The sequence below is a fragment of the Streptomyces recifensis genome (assembly GCF_002154615.1).
Taxonomy (GTDB): Bacteria; Actinomycetota; Actinomycetes; order Streptomycetales; family Streptomycetaceae; genus Streptomyces; species Streptomyces griseoluteus.
Genome location: NZ_MUNH01000137.1, coordinates 18549 through 34596, shown reverse-complemented (window position 1 = coordinate 34596; position 16048 = coordinate 18549). Strand labels below are relative to the sequence as shown.

At 70.5% G+C, this 16048-nt stretch carries 12 protein-coding genes, 4 pseudogenes and 2 riboswitches; of the genes and pseudogenes, 11 read left to right on the top strand and 5 right to left on the bottom strand.

What is annotated here, in order from left to right; all coding sequences use genetic code 11:
* From CCN33_RS09055 to CCN33_RS09010, 10 genes and pseudogenes are all read left to right on the top strand, one after another.
* The coding region (locus CCN33_RS09055) for an AAA family ATPase (RefSeq protein WP_140394491.1) at positions 1-564 on the top strand (564 nt) is incomplete at its 5' end.
* A complete protein-coding gene (locus CCN33_RS09050; protein ID WP_086692995.1) occupies positions 561-1385 on the top strand; it encodes an ECF transporter S component in 825 nt (274 codons plus the stop codon). The genes CCN33_RS09055 and CCN33_RS09050, both read left to right, overlap by 4 nt.
* Positions 1386-1446: 61 nt before the next feature.
* Positions 1447-1620, top strand: a riboswitch (cobalamin riboswitch).
* 228 nt (positions 1621-1848) lie between these two features.
* Complete coding sequence (locus CCN33_RS09045) at positions 1849-3372, top strand: CoA-acylating methylmalonate-semialdehyde dehydrogenase (RefSeq protein ID WP_086692993.1); 1524 nt, start codon at positions 1849-1851, stop codon at positions 3370-3372.
* A gap of 7 nt (positions 3373-3379) precedes the next feature.
* Complete coding sequence (locus CCN33_RS09040; protein ID WP_086692991.1) at positions 3380-4528, top strand: acyl-CoA dehydrogenase family protein; 1149 nt, start codon at positions 3380-3382, stop codon at positions 4526-4528.
* Positions 4525-5601, top strand: coding sequence for an enoyl-CoA hydratase/isomerase family protein (locus CCN33_RS09035; protein WP_086692989.1), 1077 nt, complete (start codon positions 4525-4527; stop codon positions 5599-5601). The genes CCN33_RS09040 and CCN33_RS09035 overlap by 4 nt, the downstream gene beginning before the upstream one ends.
* On the top strand, positions 5598-6494 hold the full coding sequence (gene mmsB, locus CCN33_RS09030; protein ID WP_086692987.1) for a 3-hydroxyisobutyrate dehydrogenase: 897 nt from the start codon (positions 5598-5600) through the stop codon (positions 6492-6494). Before CCN33_RS09035 ends, mmsB begins: the two co-directional genes overlap by 4 nt.
* Positions 6491-7272 (top strand): annotated as a pseudogene (locus tag CCN33_RS09025) (enoyl-CoA hydratase). The gene mmsB and the pseudogene CCN33_RS09025 overlap by 4 nt, the downstream one beginning before the upstream one ends.
* 258 nt (positions 7273-7530) lie before the next feature.
* Positions 7531-7752 (top strand): CbtB domain-containing protein, encoded by a 222-nt coding sequence (locus CCN33_RS09020; protein ID WP_086692985.1) that lies wholly within the window; start codon positions 7531-7533, stop codon positions 7750-7752.
* 22 nt (positions 7753-7774) lie between these two features.
* Entirely contained in the window at positions 7775-8527 is a 753-nt protein-coding gene (locus CCN33_RS09015) for a CbtA family protein (protein WP_086692983.1), read from the top strand.
* A gap of 146 nt (positions 8528-8673) precedes the next feature.
* Complete coding sequence (locus CCN33_RS09010) at positions 8674-9012, top strand: hypothetical protein (RefSeq protein ID WP_086692981.1); 339 nt, start codon at positions 8674-8676, stop codon at positions 9010-9012.
* Between the two features lie 18 nt (positions 9013-9030).
* On the opposite strand, the pseudogene CCN33_RS09005 reads toward CCN33_RS09010, so the two are convergent.
* Together CCN33_RS09005 and CCN33_RS09000 are read right to left on the bottom strand one after the other, a co-directional pair.
* Positions 9031-9611 (bottom strand): annotated as a pseudogene (locus tag CCN33_RS09005) (histidine phosphatase family protein).
* A 22-nt stretch (positions 9612-9633) separates the two neighbouring features.
* Positions 9634-10237 (bottom strand): annotated as a pseudogene (locus CCN33_RS09000) (helix-turn-helix domain-containing protein); the annotation flags it as partial.
* Between CCN33_RS09000 and CCN33_RS08995 the strand changes: the two are divergent.
* Positions 10236-10574: pseudogene (locus tag CCN33_RS08995) on the top strand (citrate/2-methylcitrate synthase); the annotation flags it as partial. The pseudogenes CCN33_RS09000 and CCN33_RS08995 sit on opposite strands and share 2 nt — an antisense overlap.
* A gap of 60 nt (positions 10575-10634) precedes the next feature.
* Here CCN33_RS08995 and metE read toward each other — a convergent pair.
* The 3 genes from metE to aceB all read right to left on the bottom strand — a co-directional run bounded on the left by metE (position 10635) and on the right by aceB (position 15989).
* Complete coding sequence (gene metE, locus CCN33_RS08990) at positions 10635-12953, bottom strand: 5-methyltetrahydropteroyltriglutamate--homocysteine S-methyltransferase (RefSeq protein ID WP_086692979.1); 2319 nt, start codon at positions 12951-12953, stop codon at positions 10635-10637.
* Positions 12954-13123: 170 nt separating this feature from the next.
* A riboswitch (cobalamin riboswitch) is annotated at positions 13124-13343 on the bottom strand.
* A gap of 187 nt (positions 13344-13530) precedes the next feature.
* Positions 13531-14400 (bottom strand): 3-hydroxybutyryl-CoA dehydrogenase, encoded by an 870-nt coding sequence (locus CCN33_RS08985; RefSeq protein WP_086692977.1) that lies wholly within the window; start codon positions 14398-14400, stop codon positions 13531-13533.
* Positions 14397-15989: a malate synthase A gene (aceB, locus tag CCN33_RS08980; protein ID WP_086692975.1), complete on the bottom strand. Its 1593-nt coding sequence runs from the start codon at positions 15987-15989 to the stop codon at positions 14397-14399. The genes CCN33_RS08985 and aceB overlap by 4 nt, the downstream gene beginning before the upstream one ends.
* Positions 15990-16048: the final 59 nt, after the last annotated feature.

Below are 16048 nucleotides of genomic sequence, written 5' to 3'. Positions count from 1 at the left end.
TCCCCGGCCGCGCTGCGCGCCCTCGCGGTACGGCACCGGTTCACGATCCCCGAGACCGTCGTCGTCCTCACCCCGAGCGGCGGCCGCCATCTCTGGCTCACCGGGCCGCCGGACGTGGCGGTCCCCAACTCCGCGAGCCGGCTGGCGCCCGGCATCGACGACGCCACCCATCCGCGCGATCTGTCGGAAGGCCAGAAGCTCGCGCTCGTCCTCGCCATCCAGCTCTCCGCCGCGCCCCGGATCGTCCTGCTGGACGAACCGACCCGCGGCCTGGACTACCGGGCCAAGACGGCACTGATCGGCATCGTGGACGCCCTCGCGGCGGAGGGCCGCGCCGTCGTCATCTCCACCCACGACGTCGAGTTCGCCGCACGCGCCGCCGACCGGGTGGTGGTCATGGCCGAGGGAGACGTCGTCGCCGACGGACCCACTACCGAAGTCATCGTCTCCTCACCGACCTTCGCCCCCCAGACGGCGAAGATCCTCGCCCCGTTGCCCTACCTGACCGTCCGGCAAGTGGCGCGGGAACTGGCGACCGCCGACGACGAGGGAACACGTCCATGAGCACGCGCATCGGCACGGCCATCCGGTTGACCCCACGCGTCGGCGTGGTCATGGCACTGGCCGCCTTCCTCGGACTGGTCGCCTTCTTCTGGCCGTTCGTGGTCGCGCCGGGCAAGTTCGGCTCCAACTACGCGCCCCCGCTCATCTTCGGCGTCCTGCTGGTGCTCGTCCTCTGCGTGGTGCTGTCGGAGATCGCCGAAGGCGGCATCGACTCCAAGGCACTCGCCATGCTGGGCGTACTCTCCGCCGTGAACGCCGCCCTGCGCCCGCTCGGTGCCGGCACGGCGGGCATCGAGACCGTCTTCTTCGTCCTCGTGCTGGCGGGGCGGGTCTACGGCCCCGGCTTCGGCTTCGTCCTCGGCTGCACCTCGCTGTTCGCCTCCGCCCTGATCACTGGGGGAGTGGGACCGTGGATGCCGTACCAGATGTTCGGCTGCGCCTTCGTGGGGATGCTCGCCGGATTTCTGCCTGGGGCGAGCGGCCGGCGTGAGGTGCTGATGCTGGCCGTGTACGGCTCGCTGTCCGGCTACCTCTTCGGCTTCCTGCTCAACCTCTCCTTCTGGCCGTTCTCCCTGGACCCCAACAGCTCCATCGCCTACCTCCCGGGCCTGCCCTTCACCGAGCAGTGGCACCGCTACATCGCCTTCGACCTGGCCACCTCGCTGGGCTGGGACACCGGGCGGGCGATCACCAACTTCGCGTGCGTGCTGTTGGCCGGCCCCGCCGTGCTGACCACCTTCCGGCGCGCCGCACGCAAGGCCCGCTTCCGGGCGCCCGTGCGCTTCGCGGCCCCCCGGACGGCCGAATCCGAACCCCGCTGACCTCGAACACCACCGGAACCCGGCTTGCGGGGGTGGATTTACTAGGACGTCCAACTATATATTCGATGGGTAGGCCCGCGGTGCAGGGAAGCCGGTGTGATTCCGGCACGGTCCCGCCACTGTGACCGGGGAGCACGCCGTCGAGCAGGACGCCACTGACGAGCTGGATGTCGGGAAGGCGGACGGCGCGCGCTGATCCGGGAGTCAGGATACCGGCCGTGGGATGTTCCGTGTTGTCCACGAGGATGGAGCTGACACGCATGGCACCGGTGCGCATTCACGATCCCGGCGGACTCCGCCGCAGGCGTCATACACGCCGCATTCCCGTCGTCACCGCTTGACGGTTCGCACGCCATTCGCGTTCTCGCGCCGCCCCCGCACGCCTGTGTACGCCACCGCGTCCACGTGTGCCGGTTCGGCGCGGCCATCCCGGATCACCCTCACCTGACGAGAGCAGGCACCCATGATCCGTCCGAACGACCCCACCGACGTACGTGAGCTGACCCATTTCGTCGGTGGCAAGCACACCCCGGGAACATCGGGGTTCCACGGTGACGTGTACGACCCCAACACCGGCGAGGTCCAGGCCCGCGTGCCCTTGGCGGACCGGGCCGAGACCGAGGCGGCGATCGGTGTCGCCGTCGACGCCCAGCGCGAGTGGGGCGAGTGGAACCCGCAGCGCCGCGCCCGCGTGCTGCTGCGCTTCCTGCAGCTCGTCGAGCAGGAGAAGGACGCGCTGGCCCGGCTGCTGTCCTCCGAGCACGGCAAGACCATCGCCGACGCCCACGGCGACATCCAACGCGGCCTGGAAGTGGTGGAGTTCGCCACGGGCATCCCGCACCTCCTCAAGGGCGAGTTCACCGACAACGCGGGCACCGGCATCGACGTCCACTCGCTGCGCGCGCCGCTCGGCGTTGTCGCCGGGATCACGCCGTTCAACTTCCCGGCGATGATCCCCCTGTGGAAGGCCGCCCCGGCGCTGGCCTGCGGCAACGCCTTCGTCCTCAAGCCCTCCGAACGCGACCCGTCCGTCCCGCTCCGGCTCGCCGAACTCTTCCTGGAGGCGGGACTGCCGGCCGGCGTCCTGAACGTCGTCAACGGCGGGCGGGAAGCCGTCGACACCCTCCTCGAAGACCCGCGCGTCGCCGCCCTGGGCTTCGTCGGTTCCACACCGATCGCCGCGCACGTCTACGCCACCGCCGCCACCCACGGCAAGCGCGCCCAGTGCTTCGGCGGCGCCAAGAACCACATGATCGTGATGCCGGACGCCGACCTGGACCAGGCGGTGGACGCCCTGATCGGCGCTGGGTACGGATCGGCGGGTGAACGCTGCATGGCCATCTCCGTCGCCGTACCGGTGGGCGAGGACACCGCCGACGCGCTGGTCGCCCGGCTGAAGGAGCGCATCGGCAGCCTGCGGATCGGCCGCAGCGACGACCCCGAGGCGGACTTCGGTCCACTGGTCACCCGGGAGGCGGTGGACCGAGTGCGCTCCTACGTCGACCTCGGCCTCGAGGAGGGAGCCGAACTCGTGGTGGACGGGAGGGACTTCGTCCTGCCCGGTCACGAGAGCGGCTTCTTCGCCGGAGCCTCGCTGTTCGACAGGGTCACCCCGGCGATGCGCATCTACCAGGAGGAGATCTTCGGGCCGGTGCTGTCGGTGGTGCGCGCCGCCGACTACGACGAGGCCCTGCGCCTGCCCAGCGAGCACCCCTACGGCAACGGCGTCGCGATCTTCACTCGCGACGGGGACACCGCCCGCGACTTCACCCGACGGGTGAACACCGGCATGGTCGGCGTCAACGTGCCCATCCCGGTGCCGGTCGCCTACCACACCTTCGGCGGCTGGAAGCGCTCCGGCTTCGGCGACCTCAACCAGCACGGCCCGGACGCCATCCGCTTCTACACCCGCACCAAGACCGTCACCTCCCGCTGGCCCGCCGGCCTGCGCGAGGGTGCGAGCTTCACGATCCCCACGATGGGATGAGCGCCGTATGACCACCACCCTGCTCACCGAGGACCAGCAGGCCCTCGTGGAGACCACACTCGACTTCGCCCAGGACCATCTCGCACCCCGCGCCCTCGACTGGGACCGGGACAAGCACTTCCCCGTCGACGTGCTGCGCAAGGCGGCCGGGCTCGGCCTCGGCGGCGTCTACGTCCGTGAGGAGTACGGCGGTTCGGGCCTCAGCCGGGCCGACGGCGTACTCGTCTTCGAGTCCCTCGCCTCCGGCTGCCCGTCCATCGCCGGGTACCTCTCCATCCACAACATGGTCGCCTGGATGATCGACCGCTACGGTGCCGACACCCAGCGGGAGCGGTGGCTGCCCCGGCTGTGCGCCATGGAGGACCTGGCCAGCTACTGCCTGACCGAGCCGGGAGCCGGCTCGGACGCGGCGGCCCTCACGACCCGGGCCGTACGGGACGGCGACGAGTATGTGCTGACCGGCGTCAAACAGTTCATCTCCGGCGCGGGCGCCTCCCAGGTGTACGTCGTGATGGCGCGCACCGGCGGCACCGGCGCGGACGGTGTCTCCGCGTTCATCGTCGACAAGGACGACCCCGGTCTCACCTTCGGTCCGAACGAACGCAAGATGGGCTGGAACGCCCAGCCCACCCGACAAGTGGTCCTCGACGGCGTACGGCTGCCCGCCGACCGGCTCCTCGGCCGCGAGGGCGAGGGCTTCCGCATCGCGATGACCGGCCTGAACGGCGGCCGCCTCGGCATCGCCGCCTGCTCCCTCGGAGGCGCCCGCAGCGCCCTCGACCGCAGCCTCGCCCACCTCGCCGACCGGGAAGCGTTCGGCGCCCGGCTGCTCGACGCCCAGGCACTGCGCTTCCGGCTCGCCGACATGGCGACCGAACTGGCCGCAGCCCGTGCCCTGGTCCAGCAGGCCGCGCAGGCGCTCGACCGGGGTGACCCGCAGGCGCCGTACCTGTGCGCCATGGCCAAGCGGTTCGCCACCGACACCGGGTACTCGGTCGCAGACCGAGCGCTCCAACTGCACGGCGGCTACGGCTACCTCAGCGAGTACGGCATCGAGAAGATCGTCCGCGACCTGCGCGTCCACCAGATCCTGGAAGGAACCAACGAGATCATGCGCGTCATCGTGGCCCGCGGCCTGACGGAGGCGCTCGGATGACCGCCACCGACGAACCCGTCCTGTTCCACACCACCGGCCGGGCCGCCCACATCACCCTCAACCGGCCCAGGGCCCTCAACGCCCTCAACCACGAGATGGCCCGCCGCATCGACGCGGCCCTGACATCCTGGGAACGCGACCCGGCCGTGGAGACCGTGGTCATCACGGGCGCCGGGGAGCGCGGCCTGTGCGCCGGCGGCGACATCCGCGGCATCCACGACGATGCCCGAGACGGCGACGGCATTGCCTCGGCCGCGTTCTGGCGCGACGAGTACCGCCTCAACGCCCGCATCGCCCGCTACCCCAAGCCGTACGTCGCGATCATGGACGGCATCGTGATGGGCGGCGGGGTCGGCGTCTCCGCGCACGGCAGCGTCCGTATCGTCACCGAGCGGTCGAGGATCGCCATGCCGGAGACCGGGATCGGCTTCGTCCCGGACGTCGGAGGCACTTACCTGCTCGCCCTCGCCCCCGGAGAACTGGGCGACCACCTGGCACTGACCGGCGCACAGATCGGTGCCGGTGACGCCCTGCTCTGCGGACTCGCCGACCACTTCGTACCGGCCGACGCAGTCCCGCACTTCGTCAGCGATCTCGCCGACCATCCCGTGCGAGAGGCGCTCGCCGGCCATGTACAGCCGCCGCCCCGAGGCGAGTTGGCCGGTCGGCGGGAGTGGATCGACGCCTGCTACGCAGCCGACACCGTCGAGGAAATCGTCGACCGGCTTCTCGCGCACGGCGACCCCGCTGCCAAGGAGGCCGCCGAGACCCTGCTCGCCAAGTCCCCCACCGCCCTGAAGGTCACCCTCGCCGCGGTGCGCCGAGCCCGGCGCCTCGGCCCGCTGGAGCGGGTCCTCGACCAGGAGTACCGCGTCTCGTGCGCCGCCCTGCGCACCCCCGACCTGGTGGAGGGCATCCGCGCCCAGGTCATCGACAAGGACCGCGACCCGCACTGGTCGCCGGCCACCCTGGTCGAGGTGACGGACGCCGACGTCGAATGCTTCTTCGCCCCGCTCGGCGAGCACGAACTCGGACTCGCCGGACCTGACGCCGCCACGGAGGTGGCCTGGTGAACCGTACCGTCGCATTCATCGGACTCGGGCACATGGGCGCCCCCATGGCCGCCAACCTGGTCAAGGCGGGCCACCGTGTCCGCGGCCATGACCTGGTACCGGACGCCCTGGACGGCGCCACGCGGACGGGGGTGGAACCCGCGTCGTCAGTGGTCGACGCGGTCGCCGACGCCGAAGTGGTCATCACCATGCTTCCCATGGGCAGCCACGTCCTGCACCTCTACGACACTGTCCTGACGGCGGCCCGGCCGGGCACTCTCTTCGTCGACTGCTCCACCATCGACGTCGCCGATGCCCGCACCGCCCATGAGCGTGCGGCGGCCGCCGGAATGCGGGCCCTGGACGCACCGGTTTCCGGCGGGGTGGTCGGAGCCGAGGCGGCCACGCTCACCTTCATGGTCGGCGGGGGAGAGGCGGAGTTCGTCGAGGCGCGGCCGCTGCTGGAAGCCATGGGTAAGAAGGCCGTCCACTGCGGCGGCGCCGGTGCCGGGCAGGCTGCCAAGATCTGCAACAACATGATCCTCGGCGTCTCCATGATCGCCGTGAGCGAGGCGTTCGTCCTCGGCGAGAGCCTCGGCCTGTCCCACCAGGCCCTGTACGACGTGGCCTCCACGGCGTCCGGGCAGTGCTGGGCGCTCAGCGTCAACTGTCCCGTCCCCGGACCCGTGCCGACCAGTCCCGCCAACAGGGACTACCGGCCGGGCTTCGCCGCCTCCCTCATGGCCAAGGACCTCGGGCTCGCGGCCAACGCGGTCAAGGCGGCCGGAGTGCAGGCGGAACTCGGCCTGCGAGCAGCCGAGTTGTACGCCGCCTACGCCGAGCGGACCGGAGCCGCTGAGGATTTCTCCGGAATCGTGCGCACCATCAGGGACCAGAGCGGAGAACAGGCGTGACTGCGGAACCGGCTGTCGAGTACGAGACGATCCTTGTCGAGCGGAAGGGCCGTACCGCCCTGCTCACCCTCAACCGACCCAAGGCCCTGAACGCCCTGAACCTCCAGGTGATGAACGAGGTGGTGGCCGCCACCGAGGCCCTCGACCGGGATCCGGAGTGCGGCTGCATCGTGATCACCGGATCGGCGAAGGCGTTCGCGGCCGGCGCCGACATCAAGGAGATGCAGCCCCAGGAATACATGGACATGTACCTCGCCGACTGGTTCGCCGCCTGGGACCGCCTCGGACAGCTGCGCACTCCCACCGTAGCCGCCGTCGCCGGATACGCCCTGGGAGGGGGATGCGAGCTCGCCATGCTCTGCGACATCCTGCTCGCCGCCGACACGGCCGTCTTCGGCCAGCCCGAGATCAAGCTGGGGGCATCGGCGGCTCCCAGCGCCTGACCCGCGCTGTCGGCAAGGCCAAGGCCATGGAGCTGTGCCTGACCGGGCGCACCATGGACGCGACTGAAGCCGAGCGAGCCGGACTGGTCTCCCGTGTGGTCCCCGCCGACGACCTGCTCGGCGAAGCCCTGGCCGTCGCCGAGACGGTCGCCGGCATGTCGCTGCCGGTCGCGATGATGGCGAAGGAAGCGGTCGGGCGGGCCTTCGAGACCACACTCACGGAAGGCGTCCGCTTCGAACGCCGTCTGTTCCACGCCGTGTTCGCGACCACCGACCAGAAAGAAGGCATGGGAGCGTTCGTCGGTAAACGACCACCGGTATTCCGTCACCGCTGAACCACGAAGCCCGTGCCCGTGCCGTCCGTCCGGCGGGAGAGGAAGGTTACGCCGGGCGGACGCGGTCTTGGCCATGCCCGCGCCACGCGGTACGGTCTGTCCGATATCGACGACGGCGAAACGGAAGCCGGTCAGAATCCGGCACGGTCGCGCCACTGTATGCGGGACCCCCTTCTGGGGCGTTGCGTGAGTCAGACCCGTGGCCGTCGTCCTGTGCACCACCGAGATGGGACGCGAACTCCCAGAGGAGGTTCTGCCATGGCGCAGACCGTCGCCCAGCCGACAGCCACCACCCCCGCCGTTCCCGCCACGCTGCCGTTGAAGGCCATAGCGCCCTGGGCCGTCTTCTTCGGCATCCTGATGCTGGTCCTGCTGTACTTTGTCGGCGCGGAGCAAGGCGCCACCTCCGTGTTCAACGGCACGGACGTGCACGAGTGGGTGCACGACGCCCGCCACCTGCTCGGCTTCCCCTGCCACTGAACCGAGGGGACCGCGCACACCCATGAACTCCGCAACGGTTAGAAACCTCCTCGTGCGGGGCATGCTCGCCGGCCTCGCCGCCGGCGTGCTCGCCCTCGTCGTCGCCTACCTCCTCGGTGAGCCGAGCGTCGACAAGGCGATCGCCTTCGAGGACGCCCACTCCCACGAGCACGAGATGGAAGTCGTCTCCCGCTCCCTGCAGTCCACCGCCGGCCTCGCCACCGGCGTCCTCGTCTACGGGGTCGCCTTCGGCGGCATCGCCGCGCTCGCCTACTGCTTCGCGCTCGGCCGCGTGGGCCGCTTTAGCCCGCGAGCGACCGCGCTGCTGCTGTCCGGCTGCGCCCTGCTCGCCGTGTACGTCGTGCCGTTCCTGAAGTACCCGGCCAACCCGCCCTCTGTCGGCGACCCCGGCACCATCAGCAAGCGGACCACCCTGTACTTCCTGATGATGCTGCTCAGCGTCCTCCTCGCGGTCGCCGCCACCATCCTGGGCAAGCGCCTGGCGCCCAGCCTGGGCACCTGGTGGGCGACGGTCGTCGCGGTGGCCGCGTTCGCCCTCGTGATCGGTCTGGCCTACGCGTTCCTGCCGGTCATCAACGAGGTGCCGAAGGACTTCCCGGCCGCCCTGTTGTGGCGGTTCCGGCTGTCCGCACTGGCCATCCAGTCCGTCCTGTGGGCCGGCTTCGGTCTGCTCTTCGGTGAACTCGCGGAACGCCTGCTGAACCCCAAGCCGGCGACGGCCGCGAGCGGCCGCGCGGTTCCGGCCGCGCACTGATTCCTTCCGGACAACAGAGGGCCCTTCGGAACCATCCGGGGGCCCTCTGGCGTTCTCCGGACACCGAGTCCGACGCACGAGTGAGTACGGATCGACAGTGCAGCCCGACCCGACGCGGACCCCCGGCCGATGAGCGGAGGAACCGAGTGGCCAGAACCCCCCAGCCGCGCCACATCACCCTCGGCGGCCGTGAGGCGGTCGCCCTCACCCGGGAGGAATACGACCAACTCATTGCCAGCCGTAGGCAGATCGGCGGTCAGAGCGCCCGGGTGCGGGTGCTCGCCCAGCAGGCCAAACGCACCGAACAACTGCTCCACGACCTGGAGACACTGATCGCCTCAGAGGGGGAGGACTGCACCGGGCAGGTCCACACATCGTCGACGCCCTGTGCCGAAAGTACGTCCGCCCGGACGAACACCGCTGGTTCCTGCCTGCGCTGCGAGCTGGCGGCGTTGCTGCGCCGTCACCGGGACCCGGCGTCCTGAACCGCCGGTGACCGAGTTCTAGTCGATGTCCGGCACGGTCAGGGGGCGCCCGAGCCGCAGATTCCAGCGCCCAGCCCGGCCGCTGAGCTCGGTCACCGTAAGGGGAGACACATCAAGGCGCCAGAAGGCAGCGGCGGGTATGTCCAACGCTTCGGTGACCGCCGCCCGCACCACCTCCGGCTCGGCCACAGCGAGCACACGACCGTCGACAGCTGTCGCTTCCTCCAGCCACCGCGCGACTCTCCCACACAGGACTTCTATGGACTCACCCCCGTGTGGTGCGCTCCCCGGGTCGGTGAGCCAGCGGGCCACGGCTTCCGGCTCGGTAGCCGCCACCGCCTCCAGCGTGCGGCCTCGCCAGCGGCCCACGTCCAGTCCGCCCAGCTCCCGTGTGTCCACGCCGTCGAGGCCGAGAGCAGCCGCCGTCTCCCGACAGCGCACACCGGAGACACGACCACACGCGCCGCCACGGGCAGCGATCCGGCGGCCTCCCGGGCACGGGCCGCGCCGATGTCGTCGATCGAGTCGCCGTCGTAGAAGCGGGCCTGCCGCAGCGACGGGCTCGTGGCGGGCGAGACGAAGGTGACACGGCTGGTCACGTGGCTGCTCCTGCTGTCGGTGTCATGGGGTGCTGCTCTCCACGGCGTACGGCACGTACGTGCGCCGGTCCGGGTCGATGGCGAGGCGTCCGCCGGCCGGGGGCCTGGCGCGCTGGGCGCAGTCGCGGCGTTCGCAGATCCGGCAGCCCAGGCCGATGGGGGTGGCGGCGCTTGGGTCGTCCAGGGCGATGCCCTCGGTGTAGACGAGCCGGTGTGCGTGCCGCAGCTCGCAGCCGAGGGCGATGGCGAACTCGGCGCGCGGGGCGTGGTGGCCGAACCCGCCGCGGGTGATGGTCCGCGCGACCCAGAAGTACCGTTTCCCGTCCGGCATTTCGGCGACCTGCGTCAGTATGCGGCCCGGTGCGGAGAACGCCTCGTACACCGTCCACAGCGGGCAGGTGCCGCCCATGCGGGAGAAGTGGAAGTCGGTGGCCGACTGCCGCTTGGAGATGTTGCCGGCCCGGTCCACCCGCAGGAAGGAGAAACGGCACGCCCCGGCTTCCCGTGCGCTGCAGCGTGTTCAGGCGGTGGCAGGCCGTCTCGAAGCCGACGCCGAAGCGGGCCGAGAGCAGCTCGATGTCGTACCGCAGGTCCTCGGCCGTCGCGTGGAAGTCCGCGTAGGGCAAGCACGGCGACTCCCGCGTCCCGATCATGCAGGACGCCCTCGACCGGCTGGTGGTACGTGCCGCGGATCCCGAGCTGACCCGCATGGCCACCCTGCACGCGGCCTTGCGGCACGCGATGATCAGCCGCAAGGGAATCCATCCGAACCTGGACTACCCGGCCGGCCTCGCCTACCACCTCATGGGCTTCGACACCCCGGCCTTCACTCCGATCTTCGTGATGAGCAGGATCACCGGCTGGACCGCGCATATCACTGAGCAGCTCGCCCACAACGCGCTGATCCGCCCGCTGGCCTCCTACGACGGTCCGGGCCAGCGGGCGGTGCCGGGCGCCGCGTAGCCGTCTGCTGTCACGACGGGGCCGGGACGCTGGTGGCGTCCCGGCCCACTGGGATCGGAATCAGGCGGTGGGCAGTTCACCGCGGACGGTGCGGGCCGCTGCGACCAGGTTCTCCAGGGACGCGCGCGTCTCCGGCCAGCCGCGGGTCTTCAGACCGCAGTCGGGGTTGACCCAGAGTCGCTCGGCAGGGATGGCCTTCAGGCCGGTGCGGAGCAGTTCAGCGGCCTCCTCGGCGCTCGGCACCCGGGGGGAGTGGATGTCGTAGACACCCGGTCCTGCCTCGCGAGGGTAGCCGTGGGCGGCGAGTTCGCGGGCGACCTGCATGTGGGAGCGGGCGGCCTCCAGGCTGATGACGTCGGCGTCGAGGTCGTCGATGGCCTGGACGATGTCGCCGAACTCGGCGTAGCACATGTGCGTGTGAATCTGGGTGTCCGGACGAACCCCGGCGGTGGTGAGCCGGAACGCTTCCGTCGCCCAGGCCAGATAGGCGGCCCGGTCGGCGGCGCGCAGCGGCAGGGTCTCGCGCAGCGCGGGCTCGTCCACCTGGATCACGGAGGTACCGGCCGCCTCCAGGTCGCCCACCTCGTCGCGCAGAGCGAGGGCGACCTGGCGGGCGGTGTCGCCGAGGGGCTGGTCGTCGCGGACGAAGGACCAAGCGAGCATGGTGACCGGCCCGGTGAGCATGCCCTTGACTGGGCGGTCGGTGAGGGACTGCGCGTACGTCGTCCAGCGCACGGTCATCGGCTCGGGCCGGGAGATGTCGCCGGCCAGGACCGGTGGCCGGACGTAGCGTGTGCCGTAGGACTGGACCCAGCCGTGCTGGGTGGCGAGGTAGCCGGTGAGCTGTTCGGCGAAGTACTGGACCATGTCGTTGCGTTCGGCCTCGCCGTGTACCAGGACGTCCAGGTCGGCTTTCTCCTGGAAGGAGATCACCTCCTGGATCTCCGCCTTGATGCGCTCCTCGTAGCCGGCCGTGTCGATGCGTCCGGCGCGCAGGCCGGCGCGGGCGGTGCGCAGTTCGCCGGTCTGCGGGAAGGAGCCGATGGTCGTGGTCGGCAGCAGGGGCAGGCCGAGGTGGGCGCGCTGGGCGGCGGCCCGTTCGGCGTACGGCTGGGAGCGGCGGGCGTCGGCGTCCGTCACGGCCTCGGTGCGGGCCCGGACGCCTGGGTCGTGGGTGATGGGGGAGTTCGCGCGGGAGGCCAAGTCGGCGCGGTTTGCGGCGAGTTCGGCGGCGATCGTGTCGGTGCCCTGGGCCAGGCCCTTGGCGAGGGTGACGATCTCTGCGGTCTTCTGCCGGGCGAAGGCGAGCCAGCGCAGGATCTGCGGCTCGATGTCCCGCTCGGCTGCTGCGTCCAGCGGCACGTGCAACAGCGAGCAGGAAGCGGCGACGTCGACACGGTCGGCGAGTCCGAGGAGGGTGCCGAGCGTGGACAGGGACTGCTGCAGGTCGTTGATCCAGATGTTGCGGCCGTTGACGACTCCGGCGACCAGGCGCTTGCCGGGCAGTCCGCCGACAGCGGCCAGCGCCTCCAGGTTGGCTGCCGCCGATTCGGTGAAGTCCAGCGCGAGGCCCTCGACCGGAGCCTTGGCCAGGATCGGCAACGCGTCGCCGAGCCGGTCGAAGTAGGAGGCGACCAGCAGCTTCGGCCGGTCTTCCAGAGCCCCCAGCTCGCGGTAGACGCGCTCGGCGGCGTTCAGCTCGGCCGGCGTGCGGTCCTGCACGAGGGCGGGCTCGTCGAGCTGCACCCACTCGGCGCCCGCCGCGCGCAGATCGGCGAGGACCTCGGCGTACACGGGAAGCAGCCGGTCCAGGAGGGTGAGCGGCTCGAAGTCGGCGGGCACGCCCGGAGCGGGCTTGGCGAGCAGGAGGTAGGTGACCGGACCGACCAGGATGGGGCGTCCGGTCAGCCCCAGGGCGAGGGCCTCCTTCAGCTCCGCGACCTGCTTGACCGAGTTCGCGCTGAAGACGGTGTCCGGGCCCAGCTCGGGGACGAGGTAGTGGTAGTTGGTGTCGAACCACTTGGTCATCTCCAGCGGAGCGACCTCCTGGGTACCGCGCGCCATGGCGAAGTAGCCGCCCAGCGCGTCGGCGTCGACCGCTGCGCGGTGCCGCTCGGGGATCGCGCCCACCATGACGGTGGTGTCCAGGACATGGTCGTAGTACGAGAAGTCGCCCGTGGGCACCTCATGGATGCCACTCTCGGCGAGTTGATGCCAGTTCGTGCGACGAAGGCCGGTGGCGGTAGCACGGAGGGCGTCGGCGGTGACGCGGCCCTTCCAGTAGCCCTCGATGGCCTTCTTCAGTTCCCGGTTCTGTCCCTGGCGGGGGTAGCCGTACACGGTGGCCCGTGCTGCCGCGGCTGCGGACTTGCTGGTCACGGAGATCTCCTTCGCGAGATGAATCCCTGAGATCCCGGAGACGGGACGAGAGCGCGAAGGGAATGACGAACCGGACGGCAAAGACCCCGCGCGGCAACAGCACGGTCGCTCCGTCTGGTATGTACGCCGACCCGCCCTCGAGGTCACCGGAATCTCCGCGCACGGAATGGTCCGTACGCGGGCAGTTGGCAGGTCTTCGGACTCGCGGGCACGTCCCCCCATGGAGGACACCTACTGGCCGTCGCTTCCCAGGCCCAGTACCTCGGACCCAGTGCGTATGACGGCGGTCGTTCCCGCTCACCGCTGCGGGGCAGTCCCGGATTCCCACCGGGTTCCCTCTTACGACACCCCGCCTGGCGGACAGGGCGAACCAGCTGCTGTGGTCAGCCTACGGGTTGGCGCCGTGAAGGGAAGAGCGCCGTCCAGCATCCGGAAGGCGGGGTCAGGGCATGCGGCGGGTGGCACGGCGAGGGGCGGGAGGCGCCGCACACGCTTCCCGCCCCTTTCCCTGTCGCGCCGCGGGGGACCCTCACGCCTGCGGCGGTGCGGGCCCCTCAGCCCGCGTCGTACCAGGCCCTCAGCCCTGGTCGTAAATGTGGAACCCCCGGCCTGTCTTCCGGCCGAGCAGCCCCGCCTCCACCATCCGCATGAGCAGCGGCGGCGGCGCGTAGAGGGGTTCACGGAACTCGTCATAGAGCGATTCCGCGATGGAGGCCACGGTGTCCAGGCCGATCAGATCGGCCAGCTTCAATGGTCCCATCGGGTGGGCGCAGCCCAGTTCCATGCCCGCGTCGATGGCGGCGGCCGCGGCGAACCCGGACTCCGCCATCCGGACGGCGGAGAGCAGGTACGGGACGAGCAGGGCGTTGACGACGAAGCCCGCCCGGTCCTGGGAACGGATGACCGTCTTGCCGAGCGTGCGGGTAGCGAAGTCCTCCACCAGAGCCGTCGTCTCGGCAGTCGTGTGCAGCGAGGTGACCACCTCGACCAGCGGCAGGACGGGGACGGGGTTGAAGAAATGCAGGCCCACGACCCGGTCCGCGCGGGATGTCGCCATGCCCAGCCGCATGATCGGCAGAGAGGAGGTGTTGGTGGCCAGGATGGCGGCAGGATCTTCGACGATCTTGTCCAGGGCGGCGAAGACCTCGGTCTTGGCTTCCGGGTTCTCGATGACTGCCTCGACGACGAGCTGCCGGTCGGCCAGGGCGTCCAGGTCGCCGGTGAAGACGAGCCGGGCCTGAGCATCGTCGGCAGCCTCACGGCTCAGCTTGCCTCGTTGTACGGCACGGTCCAGGGAGTCGACGATCCGGTTCTGTGCGGCGCGGGCAGCGACCGCGTCCACCTCGCAGACCACGGTCTCCAGCCCGGCCCGTGCACACACCTCGGCGATTCCAGCCCCCATCTGCCCGCCGCCGACCACGCCGACGCGCGTGATGCCCCCGCTCACGCCTGCACCTCCGGCCGACGCACAAGGTGGCGGGTGTAGGCGTCCGGTGTGAAGAAGAGCGGCAACTCGCCGGTCAGCGCAGTGCGTTCGAAGAGGGCGCGGATGTCGGCGACGGGTGCCCAGGGGTACTCGGCGCCAAGCGCGACAGACTCCTCGTCGAGGATCTGCTCCACGGTCTCGCGGTCGATGACCTGGTGGCGCAGCCACTGCCAGATCTGTACACGGGCGATCTCGGCGGTCGCCGCGTCCTCCATCAGGCCGTCGATGGCGACGGCGCCCTGGCCGCGCAGCCAGGCGGCGTAGTACCGCAGCGTGACGGAGATGTTGGTGCGCACTCCGTCCGGGGTGGGCGGACCGCTGATGCGGCGGACGGACAGGAGGTCGGCCGGGGTGACCTCGACATCGTCGCGGACACGGTCGAGCTGGTGCGGACGCCCGCCGAGGACACCGTCGAACACGTCGCGGCAGACGGGGACGAGCGCCGGATGGGCGACCCAGGAACCGTCGAAGCCGTCCTCTGCCTCCCGCTCCTTGTCCAGCCTGACCTTGGCGAACGCGGCCTCGTTCGCGGCCGGGTCCTTGCCCGGGACCTGGGCGGCCATCCCGCCGATGGCGTGTGCGCCGCGCTTGTGGCAGGTACGCACGAGGAGTTCGGTGTACGCGCGCATGAATGGGGCGGTCATGGTGACCTTCGCGCGGTCCGGGAGGAGGAAGTCGGTGCGGTGGCCGAAGGTCTTGATCAGGCTGAACAGGTAGTCCCAGCGGCCAGCGTTCAGCCCGGCACTGTGCTCGCGCAGCTCGTAGAGGATCTCCTCCATCTCGAACGCGGCCGTTATCGTCTCGATGAGCACGGTGGCCCGAACGGTGCCGCGCGGGATGCCCAGCAGGTCCTGGGCGAGGAGAAACACGTCGTTCCACAGCCGCGCCTCGTAGCGGTTCTCCAGCTTGGGCAGGTAGAAGTACGGGCCGTGTCCGGCGTCGATCTGTCGCTGGGCGCAGTGGAAGAAGTACAGGCCGAAGTCGACGAGCGCGGCCGGCACAGGGCGGCCGTCGCACTCCAGGTTCTCCTCGTCGAGGTGCCAGCCGCGCGGGCGGACCATGATCGTGGCGACCTGCTCACCCAGTCGGTACTCCTTACCCTCTGGGGTGGTGAAGTCGATCCGGCGCTCAATGGCGTCCAAGAGGTTGAGCTGCCCACCGACGATGTTGTCCCACAGTGGCGCGGTTGCGTCCTCGAAGTCCGCCATCCACACCTTGGCACCGGAGTTGAGAGCGTTGACGGCCATCCGTCGGTCCGGCGGCCCGGTGATCTCCACCCGGCGGTCGGTCAGACCTGGCGCGGGCGGCGCCACACGCCAATCGTCGTCAGCCCGCACCGCGGCGGTGACCATCGGGAAGTCGAGAGGCGAGCCCGACGCCAGACGCAGGATCTGTCGGCGGCGTTCCTTCATCAGTTCCAGCCGACGCGACGCGAACGCCCCGACGAGGCGGCCGACGAAGTCCAGGGCGGCGGGGGTGAGGATCTCGTCGTGCCGGTGACCGGGCGCGGCGAGGACACGGACCTTATGGGTGAGTGCGGTGGTGGTCATCGGGCTCTCCTGAGATGTGGGAGCGGAGGGGACGGAGACGGTTTCGCCCCCTCCGCTGG